This is a genomic window from Streptomyces sp. NPDC090021, assembly GCF_044748225.1.
In the GTDB taxonomy this organism is placed as follows: domain Bacteria; phylum Actinomycetota; class Actinomycetes; order Streptomycetales; family Streptomycetaceae; genus Streptomyces.
The window spans coordinates 166152-189650 of sequence record NZ_JBIVFO010000006.1 but is presented as its reverse complement, the minus strand read 5'-3'; the positions used below and the strand labels follow the sequence as shown (position 1 = coordinate 189650).

General features: G+C 71.0%; 13 protein-coding genes. 1 reads left to right on the top strand and 12 read right to left on the bottom strand.

All coding sequences use genetic code 11. The features are described 5' to 3' along the window. Positions 1–15: 15 nt before the first annotated feature. The 4 genes from ACIPXC_RS06575 to ACIPXC_RS06560 all read right to left on the bottom strand — a co-directional run bounded on the left by ACIPXC_RS06575 (position 16) and on the right by ACIPXC_RS06560 (position 10477). The gene (locus ACIPXC_RS06575) at positions 16–3633 is read right to left on the bottom strand and encodes a LamG domain-containing protein (RefSeq protein ID WP_401614131.1); all 3618 of its coding nucleotides are present in this window, start codon (positions 3631–3633) and stop codon (positions 16–18) included. Continuing rightward, positions 3630–5087 carry an integrin alpha gene (locus tag ACIPXC_RS06570; protein WP_401614129.1) on the bottom strand — a complete coding sequence of 486 codons (1458 nt, stop codon included), beginning with the start codon at positions 5085–5087 and terminating at the stop codon, positions 3630–3632. Before ACIPXC_RS06570 ends, ACIPXC_RS06575 begins: the two co-directional genes overlap by 4 nt. 452 nt (positions 5088–5539) lie before the next feature. After that, positions 5540–9463, bottom strand: a complete 3924-nt coding sequence (locus tag ACIPXC_RS06565; RefSeq protein ID WP_401614127.1) for a ribonuclease E/G — start codon at positions 9461–9463, stop codon at positions 5540–5542. A gap of 234 nt (positions 9464–9697) precedes the next feature. Beyond that, positions 9698–10477 (bottom strand): TIGR03936 family radical SAM-associated protein, encoded by a 780-nt coding sequence (locus ACIPXC_RS06560; protein ID WP_401614125.1) that lies wholly within the window; start codon positions 10475–10477, stop codon positions 9698–9700. Positions 10478–11435: 958 nt separating this feature from the next. Between ACIPXC_RS06560 and ACIPXC_RS06555 the strand changes: the two genes are divergently transcribed. Then, positions 11436–12824, top strand: coding sequence for a recombinase family protein (locus ACIPXC_RS06555; protein ID WP_401614123.1), 1389 nt, complete (start codon positions 11436–11438; stop codon positions 12822–12824). 48 nt (positions 12825–12872) lie between these two features. Here the strand turns inward: ACIPXC_RS06555 and ACIPXC_RS06550 are convergent, their stop codons facing one another. The 8 genes from ACIPXC_RS06550 to ndk all read right to left on the bottom strand — a co-directional run bounded on the left by ACIPXC_RS06550 (position 12873) and on the right by ndk (position 23373). Further along, a complete protein-coding gene (locus ACIPXC_RS06550) occupies positions 12873–14801 on the bottom strand; it encodes a TIGR03960 family B12-binding radical SAM protein (RefSeq protein ID WP_401614121.1) in 1929 nt (642 codons plus the stop codon). Positions 14802–14877: 76 nt separating this feature from the next. After that, positions 14878–16395, bottom strand: coding sequence for a CHAD domain-containing protein (locus ACIPXC_RS06545; protein WP_401614119.1), 1518 nt, complete (start codon positions 16393–16395; stop codon positions 14878–14880). 49 nt (positions 16396–16444) lie between these two features. Continuing rightward, complete coding sequence (rodA, locus tag ACIPXC_RS06540) at positions 16445–17644, bottom strand: rod shape-determining protein RodA (RefSeq protein ID WP_401614117.1); 1200 nt, start codon at positions 17642–17644, stop codon at positions 16445–16447. Positions 17645–17659: 15 nt separating this feature from the next. Further along, on the bottom strand, positions 17660–19831 hold the full coding sequence (gene mrdA, locus ACIPXC_RS06535; protein WP_401614115.1) for a penicillin-binding protein 2: 2172 nt from the start codon (positions 19829–19831) through the stop codon (positions 17660–17662). Positions 19832–19844: 13 nt separating this feature from the next. Continuing rightward, entirely contained in the window at positions 19845–20552 is a 708-nt protein-coding gene (mreD, locus tag ACIPXC_RS06530; RefSeq protein ID WP_400744038.1) for a rod shape-determining protein MreD, read from the bottom strand. A gap of 13 nt (positions 20553–20565) precedes the next feature. After that, the gene (gene mreC / locus ACIPXC_RS06525) at positions 20566–21513 is read right to left on the bottom strand and encodes a rod shape-determining protein MreC (protein WP_401614113.1); all 948 of its coding nucleotides are present in this window, start codon (positions 21511–21513) and stop codon (positions 20566–20568) included. 134 nt (positions 21514–21647) lie between these two features. After that, positions 21648–22667: a rod shape-determining protein gene (locus ACIPXC_RS06520; RefSeq protein WP_030008578.1), complete on the bottom strand. Its 1020-nt coding sequence runs from the start codon at positions 22665–22667 to the stop codon at positions 21648–21650. A 295-nt stretch (positions 22668–22962) separates the two neighbouring features. Further along, the gene (ndk, locus tag ACIPXC_RS06515) at positions 22963–23373 is read right to left on the bottom strand and encodes a nucleoside-diphosphate kinase (protein WP_046774906.1); all 411 of its coding nucleotides are present in this window, start codon (positions 23371–23373) and stop codon (positions 22963–22965) included. Positions 23374–23499: the final 126 nt, after the last annotated feature.

Sequence of the window (23499 nt, the reverse complement as noted above, 5' to 3'; positions counted from 1 at the left end):
TGTCCGCGGGAGGGTCTAGCTCTCCGCCAGCTCGACGGTGCCGGCGAGCTGGACGACGGAGATCGGGTCGAGGGCACCGTTGTAGGCGCGGACCTCGTCGATGGCTCCGGCGAAGTACTCGGCGTTGCCGCGGACCGAACGGCCCACCTGGAGGCCGCCGGTGGCAGCCCAGGTCGTGTTGTCCACGCCCTGCGCCGCGGCCAGCTGGCCGTTGACGTACAGGCGGATCTGACCGGCGAACGCGTCGTAGACGACGGCCAGGTGCTGGCCGACGGGGTTGGTGTCCGGCAGGACCTGGGTCTCGGAGAAGGCCTTCACCGTGGCTCCGGCCGTGTCGGTCGTGGCCACGGCCAGCTCCCAGCGCTTGGTGGCACCCTGGTAGCGGACCTGGACCCGGTTGGCGTTCGTACCGGGCAGCGAGAACACGGTCTGCGAGGCCGTGGCGTCCTGCGAGGAGATCTGGACGCGCGCCGAGAGCGTGAAGCTCGTGGCTCCGGTGACCGGGGCGGCCGCCGTCGAGGCGTAGTCCCCGTTGCCGTCGAGGACCATGTGGCCGGTGCCGACCATGGCGGCGACCGGCGGCGGGTCGGCCAGCGGGTCGGGGTTCGGGATGTAGATGTCCGCGTTGCCGGCCATCGTCAGGCCCTGGCCGCCGCCGGCCTCGGGAGAGGCCCCGGACTGGAGAGCGTTGAGCTGCCAGTAGCCCGTGCGCTCCGGCCTGACCGTCTTGATGTCGGTGATCTGGGCGGGCAGGAGCGGCCGGCTGAAGACCCGGACCTCGGCGAGGTCACCGACGAAGGCGTCCTCGTAGCCCGCCTTGTCGATGTGGCGGCCGATCTGCAGTGCGCCGTACGACTTCCAGGTGGAGCGGCGGACCGTCTCACCCTTGAGGTACTTGTCGACGTACAGCTGGATCTTGCCCGCAGCGCCGTCGTAGATGCCGGTCAGCAGCACCCACTGGTCCTTGACCGGGGTGACGCCGGTGGACAGGGCCTTCCATTCACCGAGGGTGTCTACGTCGCCGGTCGGGATGGAAAACTTCCAGGTCTTGGCCGTGGCGTCATAGCCGAGGACGAAGCCCGGCTCGCCGGTGCCGTCCTGGCTGACCACCGTCATGTCGCGGCTCAGGTCCGTGGGCCGGACCCAGGCGCTGACGCTGAAGCCCTTGAGGGTGTCCAGCACCGTGCTGCCCGCGTCGACCCAGCTGTCGGCGGTGCCGTCGAAGCGGGCCGCGCGGTCGATGGTGCCGCCCGGTCCGGGGACACCGAAGGTGACACCCGGACCGAAGCCGGCCGGGTACTTGCCCTGCTCCTCGTCGGCGACGTTGCCGCCCGCCTCGTCGGCCAGGTTCCACTGCGCGGCCGCGGCCGCGCCCGCGGCGACGTAGAAGGAGTGGCGGGCGAGGGCACTGGGGTGCCCCGCCCTGTCGACCGCGACGACGTCGACCCAGTGCGGGCCGGAGCGGGTGGGCGTCCAGGTCACCGAGGCCGGGCCGCCCGCCGCGGTGTTAGCGACCTCCTTGGCGGTCTCACCCGCGAAGGTGTAGCGGTACTTCACGACATCCGTGTCGGGCACGCTGTCGTTCGGGTTGGGCGCGAAGGTGAACGTGCCGGGAGCCCCGACACCGTCGTGGTAGACGTTGGTGGCCGGGTACTGGGCACTGAAGACGTTCGGCTTGCCCGGGAACGACTTGTCGTACATGAACTCGCACTTGCCGCTCCACGGCCCCCATCCGTCGCCGTCATGGGCGGCGACGCTCCAGGAGATGGCCGTGTTCTCGGGAATCGTCGTGCGGACGGTGTGTTCGAAGGGGGTGGAGCTGGTCGGCGCCTTGTAGAGCGTGTCCTGCTCGTAGGACTTGGCGGCGCCCGCCGCGTCCTTCCACTCCAGCTTGAAACGGACCTTGACCTGCTTGCCCGCGTCGGCGTCGTTCGCGATGGCGCGCAGCGTCGGCGGCACGTCGCTGTAGGGCCGGCCGGTGCCCGTGACGCAGGCGCCGCCGGGGTTGGATGACATGGAGCCGGCGTTGATGAGGCCCGGCAGCGTGTTGTAGCTGATGCTCAGGTAGGCGTTGCCGCACACCCGCTTCCAGCCGCCGAAGGTGCTCTCGTTCTGGGCCTTGAGGTTGAAGAGCATCGAGGGCCAGCGCTCCTTGGCCGCGGTGCGCACGCTGTTGGTCAGGCCGCCGGAGGCACCGGACTTGAAGTGCATGTTGGCCTGCGAGGTGCAGCTCGTCGGCTGGATCTTCTGGTCGAGCGTCTCCAGCGTCGTCAGCGTCGCGCCCTGCGTGTTGTTCCAGTTGCTGGCGCTGTCGATGTGGGCGGTGCTGCCCCCGACCCGCTGGAGCTGGATGGGTTCGGCCCTGGCGTCGGCCCAGTACACGTGCTGGACGCGCGCGCTGAAGGTGGCGCCCAGGATCTGCTTGCCGCTGTAGAAGGACAGCGGGATCTGGAACAGGACACGGCGCGTACCGACACCGGCGCACGAGGCGGCACTGTAGTCCGTCGGGCACTTGCCGACGCCCGCGCTGCCGGAGTACTTCCACTCGCCGACCGTGGGCTTGCCCGACATCACGGCGGTCCAGCCGGAGCGGTCGGTGGTCTTCTGGATCGGGTCGATGACGACGGGGAAGACCGTCGCCCCGTCGCGCAGCAGGTTCTGGTCGGGGACGAGGGTCAGCTTGTCCTGGGACACCTCGACGCCGAGGGCCGTGGCCTTGCCGCCGCCGCCCGGGCCTTCGAGGGCCGGAGCGAGCGCCGCGGCGGCGGACTCACCGGTGGGTGCGTCGGCGCGGGCCGCGGACAGCGACTTCGCGACGGCCTTGGGACCCTTGGTGCGGGCCGCGGCCTCCTGGGAGGCAGCCGAGTCCCACATGGACGGAGCGCCGGACTGGAAGACCGTGCCGCCGACCGTGCTGTCCTCGGCGGTGACCGCGCCGTTCGCGTCCTTCTTGTACGTCAGGCCCTTGGTCCTGAGGCCGAGGTCCAGGCGCGTCAGGCGTGGGTCGGCGGCGGCCTGCGGGGTCTTGACGACCAGCAGGTGGCCGAAGCCGTTCGCCTCGGCACGCACCTTGAGGTCGACGCCCGGCAGGGCGTCGGGATACGTGGCGGTGTCGCCGTCGAGGACGGGCGCGGGGAGCTTGCCGTAGGGCCAGGTCAGCGCCATCTCGTGAGTGTTGCGGGTCATGGTGACGAACGGCTTGCCGGCCGCGCCGTCGGAGAAGGCCAGACCGACCGTGGTCGCCTTCGGGACGACGCTGCCGTCCGCGCGCTTGACCAGCGTCTTGTCGATGTCGACCCACTTGCCGTTCTTGACCGCGTGCACCGGCTCGGTGTATTCGCGGGCCGTGTAGGAGCCGTCCGGTGCCGCGAAGATCTCCCGGCGCTCGGTCCGCAGGCCCAGGACCTCGACCTGCTGGCCGCTCTTGCGGGCCGCGATCCGGGCCTCCGCCTCCGTCTGGACGGGGGTGCCCACGGCGACGGGCTCCGGGGAACGGGCTGCGTCGGGGCCCTCCGAGAGGTCCAGGCCGAGCGTGGTGGCCACGACGGCGCCGGCGGTCATCGCGGCGATCGAGGCACGACGCAGCACGGTGCGGCCGATGCCGCGGGACGTGCGGGGCTGGTGCGTCATCATCGGACCACCGTTCCGAAGGTCTCGCGGTCGGCGGGCAGACCGCCCTCGCCGGGCTTGAACGTCTCGGTGGGCGCGCCGCCCGTGCCGCCGATCGTCCACGGGAACAGGTAGACCGCGTGGCCCTCGGCCGGGCCGTACGGCATGCCGACGTACACGCCGGCCGCACCGCCGCCGATGCTCATCCCGGCGTACTCGCGCGGGGCCTGGGGGGTCGGGATCTCGGAGCCGGGCTCCAGGATCTTGTCGGTCGCCCCGGGCGCACCGACCATGCCGAACATGTGCACCGCGCCCCGGTCGGGGACGCCGTTGGCGGCGTCCTCACCCGGGACGCCGACGGCGAGCTTGACGTTGGCGCCGGTGCTCGTGCTGGTCGGGGCGGTGTTGTAGGCGGCGACGCGCTGGCCGAAGTAGTCGCCGGCCTCGGCCTCGCCGCCGACGTCGGCGGTGTTCTGGTCGATCCAGGCGAGCTCCGTATAGGCGCCCGCCGCGTCGATCTTGAACACCTGGACGGCGCCCGCGTCGACGGTGGTGGACAGGTCCTCGCCCGGGATTCCGACGGCGAGGAGGGACTCGGTGGTGCTGGTGGCTCCGGCGGCGCGGTAGGGCGTCGCGGCCAGCGACCGGCCGAAGCCGTCGCCGGTCTCGCAGGCGCCGAGCACGTTGGGCGTGTCCTGAGTGATCACGTTGAGCGGCTTGGGATAGCCCGCCGTGAGGGCGTGGCTGAAGATCGTCACCGCGCCGGACTCGGCGAGGGTGCCCTGGGCCTCGCCCGGGGAGCCGACCGCGAGGTGGGTCGCGGTGGCCGCGACGGTGGTGCCGAAGCGGTCGTACTCCTCCTTGACGTCGGGTACGGCTCCCGCGTTGGTGGTGTCCTGAGTGACGAGCGTGGCCGTCATCGTGGTCGAGCCGGAGAGGTAGAGGAAGGCGCCCGCGTCCACCGTGGTGCCGAGGTCCTCACCGGGCACGCCGGCGACGAGGAACGGCACACCGGCCGAGGTCTTGCCCGCGGCGAGGGAGTAGCCCGTCCAGTCGTGCGACTCGGAGGCGATGCCGGAGATCAGGCCGGCGCCTTGGACGTACTCGACGCTCGCCTTGCCGGCGGCCAGGCCGGTGGGCGAGCCGTGGACGACGACGATGCGGCCGGCGTCGACGGCGGTGCCGACGTCCTCGTAGGGCATTCCGATGGCGAGGTCGCTGCAGCCGTCGAGGTCGGCGTCGTACACGGCCATCGAGTAGCCGAACTGGTCACCCGCCTCGGACCCTCCGGACCTGGCGGCTTCCTGGGTCAGTTCCAGGACTCCCTTGCCGCCGCCGTACACGATGTGCACGACCCCGGCCTTGGAGATGCCGTTGGCGGTGGCCTCGGGGTCCGCGATCGCGGTGTCCCGGATGCCGTCCCCGTTGAAGTCCGATTCGGCCCCGGAGCAGCCGGCGGCCGCGGTGGCCGTGCTCACCAGGGGGGTCGGTCCTGCCGTCAGGGTCAGGGTGAGGGCCGTGGCCGCCAGGGCCCACGCTCCTCTGGCGGCACGCCGCCTGGCCGCGCCGTGCGGCGCGGTTCTCGCTCTGCTCACGTAATGGTCCCGTTTTCGTCGGTTCGAAGCTGCTGAGCGGCAGCCGGGAACCAGGAAGGAGCAACGGAACGTGAAAGATGTGCGACAAAGAGCGACGTCAGCGCGGGTCAGTGCGCGTGCGTCGGCATATCCCCCCGCTCGTCAGGGATCCCCCTCCTTGACAAGCCGCTTGACAGCAAGCGTTGAGCCACTGTGACGTGAACCTGCCTACTAGACAAGGCCAATGTCCGACATGAGGTGATCGCGGATCACAACAGATTGATCACATCAAAAAACGGCTCTGCCCGGCACCAACTGGTACCGGACAGAGCCGTTTTGGACCGTACGCCGCGGAATCAGTCCTCGGTCGGAGCCGAGACGGACGGGGCGGCCTGCTGCTCCGCCGCCGCGGTCTTCTTCGTCGTCCGCTTCGCCGCGGTCTTCTTGGTCGTGGCCGTCTTCTTGGCCGCGGTCTTCTTGGCGGCCGCCGCCTTCTTGGCCGGGGCCTTCTTCGCCGCGGTCGCCTTCTTGGCCGGAGCCTTGCGGGCGGCCTTCTTGGCCGGCGCGGGCTCCTGCGCGGAGGCCTCCGGCTCCGGCTCGGCCTCGGTCACCGGGGCCTCGACGACCACCACGGCGGCCTCGGCCGCGCCCGCCGGGGAGCCGGCGGGTGCGGTGGCCTTGCGGGTGGCACGACGGCGCGGACGGGCTGGCGCGGCCTCCGCCACCGGGGCCTCCTCGACCACGGCGGCCGGCGCGGGCTCGACGACGGGCTCGGGCTCGGCGACCGGCTCGGGCTCCGCGGCCACGACCGGCTCGGGAGCCCGCTCGGGCTCCGGCTCCGCGGCCACGACGGGCTCCGCGGCGGCCTCGGCGACCGGCGCGGGCGCGGTGGCCTTGCGGGTCGCCCGGCGACGGGTACGGCCCTTCGGCGCGGCCTCCTCGACCGGGACGGCCGGGGCGGCCGGGGCGGCCTCGGCCACGGCCTCGGCGACGACCTCGGCGGCCGGCTCCAGGACGGTGTCGGCGGGCTCGGTCACCGGCTCGGCGACGACCTCGGCCACGGGAGCCGTGGCCTGCGCCGGAGCGGCCTCACGCCGCGGGGCGCCCGCCGGAGCGGTCGCCTTGCGGGTGGCACGGCGCCGGTTGCGACGGCCGCTCAGACCCGCCGCGGCCTCCGCCTCGGCCGGGGAGCCGTAGAGCTCCTCGCCCGCGGCGAACTCCGGCTCGGGCAGCGCCTTCGGCGCCGCGACCTCGGCGGCGACCTCGGCCTCGGACTCGAAGGCCTCCAGCTCCGCCTCGGCGGTCTCGACCGTCTCGACCTCGTGCTCGTGCTGGTCGAACTCGGCGCGGCCGCCACGGCGCTTCGAGCGCTTGCCGTTGCCACCGCCGCCGATCGCGGCCGGCGACTCCATGTGGACGATGACACCGCGGCCGTTGCAGTGGACACAGGTCTCGGAGAAGGACTCCAGCAGACCCTGGCCGACCCGCTTGCGCGTCATCTGGACCAGGCCCAGCGAGGTGACCTCGGCGACCTGGTGCTTCGTACGGTCGCGGCCCAGGCACTCCAGCATGCGGCGCAGGACCAGGTCGCGGTTGGACTCCAGGACCATGTCGATGAAGTCGATGACGACGATGCCGCCGAGGTCGCGCAGCCGCAGCTGGCGCACGATCTCCTCGGCCGCCTCCAGGTTGTTCCTGGTGACGGTCTCCTCCAGGTTGCCGCCCTGACCGGTGAACTTGCCGGTGTTGACGTCGATGACGATCATCGCCTCGGTCTTGTCGATCACGAGGGAGCCGCCGGAGGGCAGCCACACCTTGCGGTCGAGCGCCTTGGCGAGCTGCTCGTCGATCCGGTACGTCGCGAAGACGTCGACCTCGGAGGTCCAGCGCTGGAGCCGGTCGGCCAGGTCCGGGGCCACGTGCGAGACGTAGCCGTGGATGGTCTCCCAGGCACCGTCACCGCTGACGATGACCTTCGAGAAGTCCTCGTTGAAGATGTCGCGCACGACGCGGACCGTCATGTCCGGCTCGCCGTACAGCAGGGACGGCGAAGAGGTCGTGATCTGCTTCGACTTCTTCTGGATGTCCTCCCACTGCGCCTGCAGACGCTCGACGTCGCGGCGCAGCTCGTCCTCGCTCGCGCCCTCGGCGGCGGTGCGCACGATGACACCCGCGTCCTCGGGGACGATCTTCTTGAGGATGGTCTTCAGGCGGGCGCGCTCGGTGTCGGGCAGCTTGCGGCTGATACCGGTCATCGAGCCCTCGGGCACGTAGACCAGGTAGCGGCCGGGCAGCGAGACCTGGCTGGTCAGGCGGGCACCCTTGTGACCGATCGGGTCCTTGGTGACCTGCACGAGGACCGACTGGCCGGACTTGAGGGCGGACTCGATGCGGCGCGGCCCGCCCGCCATGCCGAGCGCCTCGAAGTTGACCTCACCGGCGTACAGGACGGCGTTGCGGCCCTTGCCGATGTCGATGAAGGCGGCCTCCATCGACGGCAGCACGTTCTGGACCTTGCCCAGGTAGACGTTGCCGACGTACGAGGTGGCCTCTTCCTTGTTGACGTAGTGCTCGACGAGCACGTTGTCCTCAAGGACGCCGATCTGGGTGCGCTCGCCGGACTGGCGGACGACCATCACGCGCTCGACGGCCTCCCGGCGGGCCAGGAACTCGGCCTCGGTGATGATCGGCACGCGACGGCGGCCCTGCTCGCGGCCCTCGCGGCGGCGCTGCTTCTTCGCCTCCAGGCGGGTCGAGCCCTTGATGGACTGGACCTCGTCGGACGGCTCGGCCTTCTCGCGCGCCGGGCGCGGCTCGCGGACCTTGACGACGGTGCGCACACCGTCCTCGTCGCCGGCGGACTCGCCGGTGACATCGGCGGGCTCACCGCTGCGGCGACGGCGACGGCGACGGCGACGGCTGGAAGTGGAACCGAGGGCCTCTTCGGTCTCCTCCTCCTCTTCCTCTTCGGCCTCCTGCGCCTCGGCCTCGGTCTCGTCCTCGGCGGACTCGTCGAGGTCGGCGGCCTCGCCGCGACGGCGACGGCGGCCACCGCGACGGCGGCGGCGCGAGGGGCGCTCGCCCGACTCGTCGCCCTCGTCGAACTCGGCCGACTCGGCGGACTCGTCCTCAAGGTCGGCGGCCTCGGCCTCCGGCTCCTCCTCGGCGAGCACCTCGGGCAGGGAGACCGGCGCGGCCTCGGCGGCGCCACGGCCACGACGGCGGCGACGGCCGGCGGGCTGCACGGGCTCGGCGGGAGCCGCGGCCTCGGTCTCCTCCTCCTCGGCCTCCTCGGCCTCGATCGCGGCGGCAGCCGCGGCGGCGGCCATGGCGGCGGTCTCGGGGGTCTGGAACATCGGCTCGGTGAAGACCGGCGCCTGGAAGACGGCCACGGCGGGACGCGCCGCCCGGCGGGCACGGGCCGGGGCGGCGGGCGCCTCGGCGGCCTCGGGCTCGGCGGCGGGCTGCTGCGGGGCGGCAGCGGCCGCGGTGGTGGAACGGGTGGCACGGCGGCGGCCGCGCTTCGGGGCATCCACGGCGTCGGCGACGGTCACGGCGCGGGCGGCGGCCTTGGGGGCCTCCTCCACGGCGGCGGCCGGAGCCTCCGCGACTGCAGCCTCGGCAGCCTCACCGACCGGAGCGGTCGCCGCACGGGTCGCACGACGACGGGTACGCGGAGCCGGAGCCACAGCCTCCTCCACCACCGGAGCCGAAGCAGCCTCGACGGCAGCCGGAGCCTCCGCAACCGCAGCCTCAGCCACCGGAGCGGTCGCCGCACGGGTCGCACGACGACGGGCACGCGGAGCCGGAGCCACAGCCTCCTCCACCACCGGAGCCGAAGCAGCCTCGACGGCAGCCGGAGCCTCCACAACCGCAGCCTCGGCAGCCTCAGCCACCGGAGCGGTCGCCGCACGGGTCGCACGACGACGGGCACGCGGAGCCGGAGCCACAGCCTCCTCGACCACCGGAGCCGAAGCAGCCTCGACGGCAGCCGGGGTCACGGCGGCGGGCTCGACGACGGCGGACTCCGCGGCCCGGGTCTTCGGAGCGGCCACGGCGCGGGTCGCGCGGCGGCGGGGACGGGCGGGGGCGGCGGTCGGAGCGGCCTCCTCGACGGGGGCGGGCTCCGCCACCGGCGTCGGCTCGGCGGCGGCGGTGGTGCCACCGGGCGGACCGGCCGGCCGGGAAGCGGCGCGGCGACGCCTGCGCGGGGGCAGGTTGTCGCTGGGGCTGCCGCTGTCGGCGCCGGCGGGGGTGGTGTCGTTCTCGTTGTTGAGCATTGCGGGCGGTTCTCCCGTCACGCCCCCGGGCGCCGCGGCTGACTTCCGGTCCGGCTCGGCTCCGCGCGGAGCGCGGAACCGGCCTCCGGGGCGCGTTCGCCACACGGGAGCTGTAGTCCATGGCCGCCGGTTCCGTACGTGTTTGTCCGTACGGCCTGGCGGAAGTCTTCAGGTCTGTACGCGGCCCGACCCAGGTGGCTCCCGAGTGCCAGGGCTGCGCGACGACGACGATCCCTACGCGGCGGGACCTTCCGGCGCCTTCGCGTCGGCGGTCACGGCGGCCGTGGGTGGGGCGGCCGTGTCTGCCTCGCGGTCGGGCGCGAGCGGGTCGGTCACCGTGCCGGACTCCTCGTCGAAGAGCCCCTGCGCCAGCCTGGTCACCGCAGAGGGGACCGGCGGCGCCAGGTCGGCCACAGCTCGGAGACCGGACAGGACGTCGTCGGGTCGCACGGCAGGTGTCAGATGCCGAACAACCAGCCGCAGTATCGCACAAGCATTGTCCAGCGGCCTATCAGCCGGCGCGGGGAGCGCTTCGAGGCTGACGACCGCGCCGCGGGTGTCGAAGGTGCGGACGCCGTTCTTGGTCTTGCGCTGCACCTCGACGGTCTCGGCGGCGAGGAAGACCGCCACGGCCCGCTCGGCCTCGGTGAGCTCCACGCCGTCCAGGCGCAGCTCCCACACGGATGCGGTCAGCCGGTCGGCCAGGCCCGGGGTGCGGGCCTCCACGGCGTCGATGATGTCGAGTCCGACCGGCATCGACTCGTCGAGCAGTTCGCGGAGCTTGTCGGGGTCGCGCGGCGCGGCGAGGCCGATCTCCAGGTACTCGGCCTCGCTGCCGGTCCCGGTCGGTGCGGCGTTCGCGTAGCTGACGCGCGGGTGCGGGGTGAAGCCCGCCGAGTACGCCATGGGTACCTCGGCGCGGCGCAGGGCCCGCTCGAAGGCGCGCTGGAAGTCTCGGTGGCTGGTGAACCGGAGGCGGCCGCGCTTGGTGTAGCGCAGTCGGATGCGCTGCACCACCGGTGCGGGAGGCGGGCCTTCGGGCTGTCGCTTGCCCAGGGGTTCTTCTCCTTGTGCGGGGCTCCGCGGCTCGCGCATCGCCCTGAGGTCTGTCGACCCGCTCCGGCTCACCCCTGCCGTCGGGGCAGGGAGATCTCGTCAGCGGGTGCCGCGTCGGCGGCTGTCGTACTACCCAGAGTACGCGCCCGTGACCTCGCCGGTTCCCCGGGAGGAGTACCGAAGACCGCGCGGCGCACGGTGGCGCGTGCCTCGCGGACCGCGGCGCGGCCGGTCCGCCAGACCTCGCGCACGGCGTGTCCCACCGGGGTGAGCACGTGCCGGTACACCCGGGAGGCGGGCCACCGACCAGCACCCAGCCGACCAGCTTGAGTCCGCGCCACAGGGCCCCGAGGATCCGCCCGGCCACGTGCCAGGCCCAGAGCAGGACCTGCCCGACCTGGGTGAGCACGTACCGGTACAGACCGGCGGCCAGCCACGCGAGCCCCAGCCCGACCGGCTTCAGCAGGTACCGGTACAGAGCCACCACGAGCCAGGCGAGGCCGTGCCCGACAGGCGTGAGCACGTGCCGGTGCACGGCCCGGCCCGCGGCGACCAGCAGTTCCCACACCACTCGTACGGGCAGTACGACGAGTACGGCGACGATCTTCACGGGGATCCTGATGACTCCCACCAGGCACCCGTCGCCACCGTCGGCGAGAGGCCGTTCGTCCATGTCCATGCCGTCAAGGACACGACGGAGACCCCACCCGTGGCGGATTCTCGGGGGCCTCTCGTGACCCAAGGGTTACTCACCCGCTACGTCGCCACGGGCCGATGTGAATGCGTAGCCGTCTGAGACCAGAAACCGACACACCCACAACCAACATCGGAACCTGTCGTTCGTCACGGCGTGAAGACACCCATGAACGGAAAGCAAGGAACGTTCGCAGCGGGCCTCCACTGGAGGGAGCCCGACGTGCGGTTGCTCGATGAGTTCCTGCTTGCGGAGAATGCACTTCCTCCGGACGCCCCGCGCGCCCTGATATCGGTGCGCCTCTCGGCTCTCACCGCGGACACCACGTCGCCAGTGCGCCAAGAGCTCGAACTGCGCGCTTTGGCCCAGGAAAAGGGTTTGCGTGTCGTGGGTGTCGCAAGGGACCTGAACGTCTCGGCCACCCGGGTCCCGCCCTGGCGGCGCAAGGAACTCGGATGCTGGCTGAACGACCGCGCACCCGACTTCGATGTGATCCTCTTCTGGAAGATGGACCGTTTCGTCCGGCGGGTGACCGACCTCAGCACCATGATCGATTGGTGTTCGGCCCATGGGAAGAACCTGGTCTCGAAGCACGATGTCATAGACCTGTCCACCCCGCGCGGACAGGCCGCCGCAGAGCTCATCGGCGCTCTGGCAGCGATCGAGACGGGTAGCACGAGCGCACGCGTGACGAGTCTCTGGAACTACGCCAGAACGCAGTCGGACTGGCTCGTGGGAAAGCCGCCCTACGGGTACGTGACCGACGGCGGCGGAAAGCTGGTCATCGAGCCGCAGGCACGACGCGTGTTGGGGTGGTGCCGCGACGCAGCGCTGCGAGGAGTCTCGGCTCGTCGCATGGCCACGGTGCTCAACCGCGGTGGGGTCCCCACCGGTGGCGGCGGGCAGTGGACGGCCAGCACGTTGCTGAGGCGGTTGCGGAACCCGGCGCTGATGGGGCTCCGGGTCGTCGAGGAAAAGGACGGCGGTGTTCGCCGGTCCAAGATCGTCCGTGACAGGGACGGCCTCCCTGTCCGCGTGGCTGAGCCCATCTTCACGGAGGGCGAATGGCGAATGCTTCAGTCCGCCCTCGACCAGCGGAGGAAATCGCAGCCCCATCGCAGCGCGTCCGGGGCGACCTCGTTCCTCGGGGTTCTGGTCTGCACGGACTGCGGCACGAACATGACTGTCCAGCGGAGCGCGGTTCAGGGCCGCACCTACGCCTACCTGCGCTGCCGGAACTGCCCGAGCGGCGGCTTGGGCGCCCCCGAACCGGATGCCGTCTACCGGGCGCTCCGCGCCCGCGTCATATCCGCACTGGGTGCGCAGCCGGTACGCACACGGAGGTACGTGCGCGGCGGGGCCGGCCCTCAAGGGACCGAACCACATTGGGTCATCGAAGTGAGCGGGGAGACCCTCGGCGACCGCTGGGAACGGGAGGGGCAGGAGGTCATGAGCGACGACCTGCGGCGGGCCGGGATCACCTGCCGGGTCAGGCGCACGAAGATCCCCAGGACCAGGGCGCCGGAAGTCGGGCTGGAACTCGACGTCCCCTCCGATGCCGAGGAGCGCCTGATCATCAAACCGGACGCCTTCCCCGACCTGGTCCGTTGACGCAGTCGGCCCCGTCCTCAATGGACGGGGCCGACGCAGCGGGCACTTCTACTTGTTGACGACCGACAGCGGCAGCAGCTTCTTGCCGGTCGGGCCGATCTGGATGTCCAGGCCGAGCTGAGGACAGACGCCGCAGTCGAAGCAGGGGGTCCAGCGGCAGTCGTCGACCTCGGTCTCGTCGAGGGCGTCCTGCCAGTCCTCCCAGAGCCAGTCCTTGTCGAGGCCGGAGTCCAGGTGGTCCCAGGGCAGGACCTCCTCGTAGGTGCGCTCGCGCGTGGTGTACCAGGCCACGTCCACGCCGTAGGCGGGCAGCGTCTTCTCCGCGGCCTCCATCCAGCGGTCGTAGCTGAAGTGCTCGCGCCAGCCGTCGAAGCGGCCGCCCGACTCGTACACGGCGCGGATCACGTCACCGATGCGGCGGTCGCCGCGGGAGAGGAGGCCCTCGACGATGCCGGGCTTGCCGTCGTGGTAGCGGAAGCCGATGGAACGGCCGTACTTCTTGTCGCCGCGGATCTTGTCGCGGAGCTTGCCCAGGCGGGCGTCCGTCTCCTCGGCCGACAGCTGCGGCGCCCACTGGAACGGGGTGTGCGGCTTGGGCACGAAGCCGCCGATCGACACCGTGCAGCGGATGTCGTTCTGGCCGGAGACCTCGCGGCCCTTGGCGATGACGTTGACCGCCATGTCGCCGATCTGGAGCACGTCCTCGTCGGTCTCGGTGGGCAGGCCGCACATGAAGTACAGCTTCACCTGGCGCCAGCCGTTGCCGTAGGCGGTGGCGACGGTCCGGATCAGGTCCTCCTCCGAGACCATCTTGTTGATGACCTTGCGCATGCGCTCGGAGCCGCCCTCGGGGGCGAAGGTCAGGCCGGAGCGGCGACCGTTGCGGGTCAGCTCGTTGGCCAGGTCCACGTTGAAGGCGTCGACGCGGGTCGACGGGAGCGACAGGCCCACCTTGTCGTCCGAGTAGCGGTCCGCGAGGCCCTTGGCGATGTCGGCGATCTCCGTGTGGTCCGCCGAGGAGAGGGAGAGGAGACCGACCTCTTCGAAGCCCGTGGCCTTGAGGCCCTTCTCCACCATCTCGCCGATGCCGGTGATGCTTCGCTCCCGCACGGGGCGCGTGATCATGCCGGCCTGGCAGAAACGGCAGCCGCGGGTGCAGCCGCGGAAGATCTCCACGGACATGCGCTCGTGGACGGTCTCGGCGAGCGGGACCAGGGGCTGCTTGGGGTACGGCCACTCGTCGAGGTCCATGACGGTGTGCTTGGACACGCGCCACGGCACGCCGGAGCGGTTGGGGATGACGCGGCCGATGCGGCCGTCCGGCAGGTACTCGACGTCGTAGAAGCCCGGTACGTAGACGTTGCCGGTCTTGGCCAGACGCAGGAGGACCTCTTCGCGCCCGCCGGGCCTGCCCTCGGCCTTCCAGGTGCGGATGATCTCGGTCATGTCCAGGACGGCCTGCTCGCCGTCGCCGATGACCGCGCAGTCGATGAACTCCGCGATCGGCTCCGGGTTGAAGGCCGCGTGACCGCCCGCGAGGACGATCGGGTGGTCCACCGTGCGGTTCCTGGCCTCCAGCGGGATGCCCGCCAGGTCCAGTGCCGTGAGCATGTTGGTGTAGCCCAGCTCCGTGGAGAAGGACAGGCCGAACACGTCGAAGGCGGAGACGGGGCGGTGGCTGTCCACGGTGAACTGGGGCACGTTGTGCTCGCGCATCAGCTCTTCGAGGTCCGGCCACACGCTGTAGGTGCGCTCGGCCAGGACGCCCTCGCGTTCGTTGAGCACCTCGTAGAGGATCATGACGCCCTGGTTGGGCAGCCCGACTTCGTATGCGTCCGGGTACATGAGCGCCCAGCGGACGTCGCAGCTCTCCCACGGCTTCACCGTGGAGTTGAGTTCACCGCCGACGTACTGGATGGGCTTCTGCACGTGCGGAAGCAGGGCCTCAAGCTGAGGGAAGACCGACTCGGTCATCACGCGACTTTCGTGAAGCGGGCAGGGGGCAGCTATCTAGCGTACCCCGACGGCTCAGCCGCCCCCACCCGCGTGATCACTACAGGGCCGTGCGCAGGGCCGGGGCCGATGCCTTCGCCCAGATGTCCGGAAGCTCCCGTTCGCGCCGCTCGGCCAGGGCCTCCTCGCGGCCGTAGAGCACGCCCCAGGTGAAGGCCGGCTCCCCCGCGTCGGCGGCCTGGGCCGCGAGGCCGCGCAGGGCTTCGCGGGCCACCACGCTGTCCTGGTGGTCACCGAGCAGGGTCTGGACCTTCTTCACGGCCTTGGCCAGGTGTTTCGCCGGCTTGCCGAGTTCGGGCTCGGCCGACTCCGCCGCGTACCGGACGCGCTTGGCCGCCTTGCGCGCCTCGTGCAGGGCCAGATCCCGTTCCTTGCCCTCGCCCAGGGCGAGGGCGCTGTCGATGCGGGTGGCGAGGCGCGCGTAGTCGCGGAGCACGGCCTTGGGGAGGACCTTCTTCGGGGACTCGGCGGCACCGCCCAGCAGCGGGGGCGCGTCCAGCAAGGTGTCCAGGGCGTTCAGCAGGGCGACGTAGCGGTCGCTGTCCAGCGCGGCCAGGGCCCTGCGGCGCGATCCGGAGCGCCGGGCGGTGTTCCACGTCCGCAGCCGGCTGCGGACCGGGCCGGTCAGCAGGGGGCGCGGCAGTTCGGCGAGGTGGGCCTGGAGGCGCTCCATCAGGACCTCCTGGTCGCGGTCGACGCCGAGTTCGGCGGCCAGCCAGCGCAGTTCCTCGCCGATCGGGTCGGTGACCTCGCGGTCCAGGACCTTGCGGTACGTCTTGAAGACGCTGCGCAGCCGGCGGGTGGCGACCCGCATCTGGTGGACGGAGTCCGGCAGGTTGCGGCGTACGGCGGGGTCCTGGGCGACGAGGGCGTCGCGCTGCTCGGCCAGGTACGCGACGACGTGCGCGCCGGCGGTGCCCCCGGGTCCGCCGCCGGAGGGCCGGGCCGGGGGTTCGGCGTCGGTCTCGGCGAGGGCGCGGGCGAGCTTCGAGGGGGCGTCGGAGACCTTGAGCCCGGATTTACGGAAGGTCTTCTCGACGGCGTCGAGCAGGTCGGGGTCGACGCCGTCGGCGAGTTCCACCTCGACCTCGGTCCACCCTGCGGTGGTGTCGCCGCGCTCGGCCAGGACCTCGTCGGTGCTCAGTTCGGCGAGGAGCGCTCCGTCGGCGTCCAGCAGGTGGCTGACGCGGCGCGAGGAGACCAGCCGGACCTGCGGCGTGAGTCCGGCGTCACGGACGCGGGAGCGGATGAGGGCGGCGAGCGCGGGCGGGACGGTGTCGCTGAGCTCGGCCCCGACCTCGTCGCGTACCCCCGGGGAGACGGGCAGTTTGAGGTGCCAGCCCTCGTCCGCGCCGCCCGTTCTGCGCCGGAGGGTGAGACCGTCGGCGGCGAGCCGCTGGTCGGGGGTGTCGTAGTAGACGGCGTCGAGGTCGACGGTGCCCTGGTCGGTGACGGCCGCGATCGCGGCCGTCCCCGTCAGGTCCGGCACCCCGCGCCGGGCAGATTTGGCCTTGGAGAACTCGAATTTCCGCTCGATCTCGCGCTTTGTGTCCGCCATGTACCGAACTTAGACCTGAACGGAACACCTCTGCAGGATGAACGGAACTTCAGGCTGACAATGGTCGCTGGACCTTGATCGACTGGAGGAGTCCGACCGCTATCCACACGGCGAACATCGACGAGCCTCCGTAGGACACGAACGGCAGCGGCAGTCCGGCCACGGGCATGATGCCCAGGGTCATCCCGATGTTCTCGAAGGACTGGAAGGCGAACCAGGCGATGATCCCGGCGCACACGATGGTCCCGTAGAGCTCGGTGGTCTCCCGGGCGATCACGCAGGCCCGCCAGAGGATGACGCCCAGCAGCACGAGGATCAGTCCGGCGCCGACGAAACCGAGCTCCTCGCCGGCCACGGTGAAGACGAAGTCGGTCTGCTGCTCGGGCACGAACTGGCCGGTGGTCTGCGAGCCCTTGAAGAGCCCGGAGCCGGTCAGGCCGCCGGAGCCGATCGCGATGCGTGCCTGGTTGGTGTTGTAGCCGACGCCGGCGGGGTCGAGCTCGGGGTTGGCGAAGGCCGCGAAGCGGTTGATCTGGTACTCGTCGAGGACGCCGAGCTGCCATATCAGGACGGATCCGCCCACTCCGGAGGCGAGGAGGCCGATCACCCAGCGGTTGGAGGCCCCGGAGGCGAGCAGTACGCCGAGCACGATGACGACCATGACCATGACGGAGCCGAGGTCGGGCATCAGCATGACGATGCCCATCGGGGCGGCGGCCAGGCAGAGCGCCTTGACGACCGTGCGGTGGTCGGGATGGGCGAGGTCGCCCGCGTCCACGCGGGTGGCGAGGAGCATCGCCATGACCAGGATGATCGTGATCTTCACGAACTCGGAGGGCTGGAGCGAGAATCCGCCGCCGATGACGATCCACGCGTGGGCGCCGTTGATGGTGGCCCCGAGCGGGGTGAGCACGGCGAGGATGAGCACGAGCGAGAGCCCGTAGAGGACGGGCACGGCTCCGCGCAGGGTGCGGTGGCCGAGCCAGACGGTACCGATCATCAGCACCAGGCCGATGCCGGTGTTCAGGGCGTGCCGGGCGAGGAAGTAGTAGGGGTCGCCCTGGTTCAGGGTGGTCCTGTTGCGGGTCGCCGACCACACGAGCAGGGCGCCGAGGAAGGACAGGGCGAGCGAGGAGAGCAGGATCGGCCAGTCGAGCCGGCGCAGCACGGAGTCGCGGGCGGTGAGCCTGGCCATCGGGCCGCGCTCGGGCGCGTACCGGGAGACGGAGAACTTGTTGGCGGTTGGCATGTCGGTATGGGGTCCTCAGTCGTGCCGTGTCGGGGGAGGCCCGGCGAGCGCCGGCGGTTGCAGTTCCTCCGGGGACGGCGGTACGTACGGCCGGATCTCGGGGGAATCGATGGAACCGTCGGGGTTGATCCTGGGCAGTTTCGTCTCCGGGGCCGGCAGCAGGGCCCTCTTCGGGTCCTGCTTCCCGTCCATGGTCAGACCGTAGAGGGCGTTGTAGAGGTTGCGTACGGCGGGGCCCGAGGCTCCGGAGCCGGTGCCGCCCTGGGAGATCGTCATGACGATCGTGAAGTCCTTGGTGTAGGTCGCGAGCCACGAGGTGGTCTGCTTGCCGTACACCTGGGCGGTACCGGTCTTCGCGTGCATCGGGATCTTGTCCTGGGGCCAGCCGCCGAAGCGCCACGCGGCGGTGCCGCCGGGCTCGACGACCATGCGCAGGCCCTTGTCGAGGTCGGCGACGGTCTGGGCGCTGATGGGGAGCCTGCCGTGGGACTGGGGCTCGATCATCTCGATGTGCTTGCCGTCGGGGCTGATCACGGCCTTGCCGACGGTGGGGTTGTAGAGGGTGCCGCCGTTGCTGATGGCGGAGTAGGCAGTGGCCATCTGGATGGGGGTGACGAGGACGTCGCCCTGCCCGATGGCGAAGTTGATGCTGTCGTAGGCCTTGAGCTGGTTGCCCTCCAGGCAGCTCTCGTAGGCGATCTGCTCGACGTAGGTGCCGCCCCGCTTGCCCTGCTTGCACCAGGAGTTCTTGTTGGCCGCCCAGAAGCTCTGCTTCCACTGGCGGTCGGGGATGCGGCCCTTGACCTCGTTGGGCAGGTCGATCCCGGTCTCGGAGCCGAGCCCGAACTCCCGGGCGGTCCGGTAGAACCAGTCGTGGGCGTCCTTCTTGGGGCTGAGGCCGCCGTCGCGCTGCCACTCCTTGTGTCCGAGGGCGTAGAAGACGGTGTTGCAGGAGAACTTGAGGGCCTCGCCCAGGGTGATGGGGCCGTGCCCCCTGGACTCGAAGTTCGCGAAGCTGCGGCCGCCGAGACTGTAGGAGCTGCTGCAGTTGTACTTGTCGTTGAACTTGTATCCGGCCCGGACGGCGGCGCTCGCGGAGACCACCTTGAAGATGGAGCCGGCGGGGGCCATGCCCTGGATGCCGCGGTTGAGCAGCGGGTAGTTGGAGCTCTTGCTGGTGAGCTTGGCGTAGTCGGCGGCGGAGATGCCGCCGACCCAGGCGTTGGGGTCGTAGTCGGGCTGGGAGGCCATCGCGATGATGCGGCCGGTCCTGCCCTCCATGACGACGACGGCGCCCGAGTCGGCCTCGTACTTGCGGCCGGTGATGTTGTCGGTCTCGTTGCGGACGACCTTCATCGCCTGCTGGAGCTCGAACTCGGCGACGGCCTGGACCCGGGCGTCGATGCTGGTGACGAGGGTGGACCCGGCGACCCCCGGGTCGGACTTGGTCTGCCCCATGACCCGGCCGAGGTTGTCGACCTCGTACGAGGTGACCTGCGCCTTGCCGCGCAGCTGCCGGTCGTAGGTGCGCTCGATGCCGGAGCGGCCGACCTGGTCGGAGCGCAGGTGCGGGGAGTCGGTGTCCTTGGCCTTCTGGATCTCGTCGTCGGTGACGGGCGAGAGATAGCCGAGCACCTGCGCGGTGCGGGCTCCGCCGGGGGCCGGGTAGCGGCGGACGGCGGTGGGCTCGGCGGTGATGCCGGGGTACTCCTCCGGGCGTTCGCGCAGTTGCAGCGCCTGCTGGGTGGTGGCTTCGAGGGTGACCGGGATCGGCTGGTAGGGGGAGCCGTTCCAGCAGGGCTTGGGCGTCTGGGAGTCGCAGAGCCGGACCTTGTCCATGACCTCCTTGGGGGTCATGTCCAGGACGCCGGCGAGGCGGGTCATGACGCCCTTGCCCTTGTCCTTCATCTTCATCAGCGCGGTGCGGCTGGCGGAGACGACCAGGCGGGTCTCGTTGTCGGCGAGCGGGACCCCGCGGGCGTCGAGGATCGAGCCGCGCACGGCGGGCTGGACGACCCGCTGGACGTGGTTGCTCTTGGCCTCGTGGTAGTACTCGGCGCCGTTGCGGATCTGGAGGAACCAGAGCCGGCCGCCGAGGGTGATGAGCATCGAGAAGACGAGGACCTGCATGATGACGAGCCTGATCTGCACCCGGGAGGTGCGGCCGGTCTCCGGGACGTTGGTCACGTCTGCTCCTCCCTCACAGCTTCTTGACGCTCTTCACACCCTTGGCGGGCTTGACGCCCTTTATGCGGACGGCCTTGTTGGCGCGGGACCGCGCGGTCTTCAGGCGCAGGCCGCCGCGCTGGCTGCCGATGCGCAGTCCGGTGCCGCCGGCCAGCCAGCCGGCGGAGACGTCGGCGGCCTTGCCCGCGGGGCCGCCGCCGGCCTCGACGGCCATCGGGTCGTTCTCGGCGCGCCGGGCCAGCGCCATGATCCACGGCACGGTGAAGGGCGCGAGCAGCAGGTCGTAGAGGGTGGCGGTGAACACCAGCCCGGTCAGGCCCACGTGCCGGGCGGCGGTGTCGCCGACGAGGGCGCCGACGCCCGCGTAGAGCAGGGTGGAGCCGATCGCGGCGGCGACGACGGTCAGCATCGGGCCCCAGGCGGAGCGGAACCGCCCGCCGTCGGGGCGGACCAGGCCGGCGACGTAGCCGATGACGCACAGGACGAGCGCGTAGCGCCCGGCCGCGTGGTCGGCGGGCGGCGCCAGGTCGGCGAGGAGTCCGGCACCGAAGCCGATGAGCGCACCACTGACGTGCCCGTACACCAGTGCGAGGGAGACGACGGTGAGGAGCAGCAGGTCGGGTACGGCGCCGGGCAGTTGGAGCCGGCCCAGGACGGTGACCTGGATAACGAGGGCGACCACGACGAGGGTGGCCGAGAGCAGGATCCGGTTGAAGCGCATGCGGGGTCGGCTCCTAGTCGTCGGCCGGCTGGGCGAGCCGGCTGGCGGACCCGGACGGGGTGACCGTGACCGTGACCGTCGGGATGGGCTTGGGGGCCTCGGGCTTGGGCGGCAGGACGGCGTCGCGCGGGTCCTCGCGCGGCGGCATCACCACGACGCCGACGATGTCCAGTCGCGAGAAGCCGACGAACGGACGCACCCAGACGGTGCGGGTCAGGTCGCCGCGCGAGGGGTCGACCTTGACCACCTCGCCGATCGGGACGCCGGGCACGAAGGGCTTGTTCCCGTGCGAGCCGAAGGTGACGAGCCGGTCGCCGGGACTGACCTTGGCCTTGCCGTTGAGCATCTGGACGGACAGGGCCCGGTCGCCCCGGCCGGTGGCGAAACCGAGTTCGCCGGTCTTCTCCAGGCGCGTGCCGACGGTGAAGTCGGGGTCGTTGGCGAGGACGACGGTGGAGGTGGTGGGGCCGACGGTGGTGACCCGGCCGACGAGTCCGTCGCCGTTGAGGACGGTCATGTCGCGCTCGATGCCGTCCTTGCTGCCGGCGTCGATGGTGACGGTCCAGGAGAAGCCCTGGGCCGCTCCTATGGCGATGACCTCGGCGCCCTTGATGCCGTACTGTCCGGCGCCGGCCCGCTTGAGCATCTCGTCGAGCTCGTGGATGCGGCTGCGCGTCCGGTCCTCGCTGCCGAGCTTGGCCTTGAGGGCGGCGTTCTCCCGCTCCAGCGTGGCGATGCGGTTGTGGCGCTCCCCGGAGTCCCGTACGGCCCCTATGGCGTTGGCGACCGGATCGACCGCGGTCGCCACACCTTCCTCGACCGGCCCGAAGACCGCTGCGGCGGCCTGCCGGGCACCGTCGACCGGTGACTCCTCGCCCGCCCTGATGTCCACCGTGATCAACGCGAACGCGATGGCGATCAGAAGCACCAGGAGCAGCCGGCTTTCTCGTGTGTCCCTCACGTGCGGCGGCCGTGCCTTCCTCGTCGGAATTCTCTTTTGCCTGTATATCAACGATCCGCCGTACGGGCCCGGTAGCACCCGTACGGCGGATCCTTGTGTTCCGCTGAGCCTCTCCCCGACCGGGAGGGGTGTCGTCAGCGACGGGGCTGCGCGTCCAGGACCTGCTGGAGGGCCTCGAACTCCTCGACGCACTTGCCGGAGCCGAGGGCGACGGAGTCGAGCGGGTCCTCGGCGATGTGGATCGGCATGCCGGTCTCCCGGCGCAGCCGCTCGTCGAGGCCGCGGAGCAGGGCGCCGCCACCGGTCAGGACGATGCCGCGGTCCATGATGTCGCCGGAGAGCTCGGGCGGGCACTTGTCGAGCGTGGTCTTGACCGCGTCGACGATGGAGTTGACGGGCTCCTCGATGGCCTTGCGGACCTCGGCGGCCGAGATGACGACCGTCTTGGGCAGGCCCGAGACCAGGTCCCGGCCGCGGATCTCGGTGTGCTCGTCCTTGTCGAGGTCGTACGCCGAGCCGATGGTGATCTTGATCTGTTCGGCCGTCCGCTCACCGAGGAGGAGCGAGTACTCCTTCTTGATGTGCTGGATGATCGCGTTGTCAAGCTCGTCACCGGCCACCCGGATGGACTGCGCCGTGACGATTCCGCCGAGGGAGATGACGGCGACCTCGGTGGTGCCGCCGCCGATGTCCACGACCATGTTGCCGGTGGCCTCGTGGACGGGCAGGCCCGAGCCGATGGCGGCGGCCATGGGCTCTTCGATGATGTGCACCTGGCGGGCGCCGGCCTGCGTGGACGCCTCGATGACCGCGCGGCGCTCGACTCCGGTGATGCCGGAGGGAACGCAGACCACGACGCGCGGGCGGGCCAGGTAGCGGCGCTTGTGGATCTTGAGGATGAAGTACCGGAGCATACGCTCGGTGATCTCGAAGTCGGCGATCACGCCGTCCTTGAGGGGCCGTACGGCGACGATGTTGCCGGGCGTGCGCCCGATCATCTTCTTCGCCTCGGAGCCGACCGCCAGGATGCCACCGGTGTTCGTGTTGATGGCGACCACGGACGGCTCGTTCAGGACGATCCCCCGGCCCCTCACGTACACCAGCGTGTTGGCGGTCCCGAGGTCGATCGCCATGTCACGGCCGATGAACGACATGTTGTTCCCCTTGTTCCCCATGAGGAGCGTCTGGCCTTCCAGTTGATAGCGGCTGCTGTCAGGTCGGCGAGGTGGGTGTGTGGGTGGAGGCCCCATCGTAGTGCCGGGGTGCGGACACCGCGCGACGGGACTCCGGCAATCCCGCCGGAATGGATACCCGCCCCCTCAGTGGTGACGACGTGTCCTGCCCAGGCGTTCCCGCTCGGGCCCGGAATTACCTGGGGGCGACCGAAATTACTTCGGTCGCCCCAGGTCATGAGCGCTATTCGGCTGATGTCTCGTCAGAAAAGACTGATCAGAGTGCGGGGAAGAACAGCTTCAGCTCACGCTCGGCGGACTCCTCCGAGTCCGAGGCGTGGATCAGGTTCTCACGGGTGATGGTGCCGAAGTCACCCCGGATGGAGCCGGGCGCCGCCGCGATCGGGTCGGTGGGTCCGGCCAGCTGGCGGACACCCTCGATCACGCGTTCCCCTTCGACGACCAGGGCCACGATCGGACCGCTGGACATGAAGCCCATCAGCGGCTCGTAGAACGGCTTGCCCTTGTGCTCGCCGTAGTGCGCCTCCAGGGTCTCCTGGTCGAGCGTGCGCAGCTCCAGTGCGGGAATGGTCCAGCCGGCCTTCCGCTCGATGCGGCCGATGATCTCGCCGACCAGGCCACGACGGACGGCGTCGGGCTTGAGCAGGACGAGGGTGCGCTGGGTCATGGTGCGGCTCCTTGCGGCATACGGGTGCGGTAGGGCGAATCTACAGGGCCGTCCGGGGCGGTCCGGCAGTCCGGGTGCTCCGGCGGTACGAGCGGCCGGGGCGGCCGGGCGGTACGGGCGGCCCGG

Coding starts and splice junctions, on each gene's coding strand:
- ACIPXC_RS06575 (WP_401614131.1), bottom strand. CDS start 3,633: ATGATGACGCACCAGCCCCGCACGTCCCGCGGCATCGGCCGCACCGTG.
- ACIPXC_RS06565 (WP_401614127.1), bottom strand. CDS start 9,463: ATGCTCAACAACGAGAACGACACCACCCCCGCCGGCGCCGACAGCGGC.
- ACIPXC_RS06545 (WP_401614119.1), bottom strand. CDS start 16,395: ATGGCGGACACAAAGCGCGAGATCGAGCGGAAATTCGAGTTCTCCAAG.
- rodA (WP_401614117.1), bottom strand. CDS start 17,644: ATGCCAACCGCCAACAAGTTCTCCGTCTCCCGGTACGCGCCCGAGCGC.
- mreD (WP_400744038.1), bottom strand. CDS start 20,552: ATGCGCTTCAACCGGATCCTGCTCTCGGCCACCCTCGTCGTGGTCGCC.
- ACIPXC_RS06520 (WP_030008578.1), bottom strand. CDS start 22,667: ATGTCGTTCATCGGCCGTGACATGGCGATCGACCTCGGGACCGCCAAC.
- ndk (WP_046774906.1), bottom strand. CDS start 23,373: ATGACCCAGCGCACCCTCGTCCTGCTCAAGCCCGACGCCGTCCGTCGT.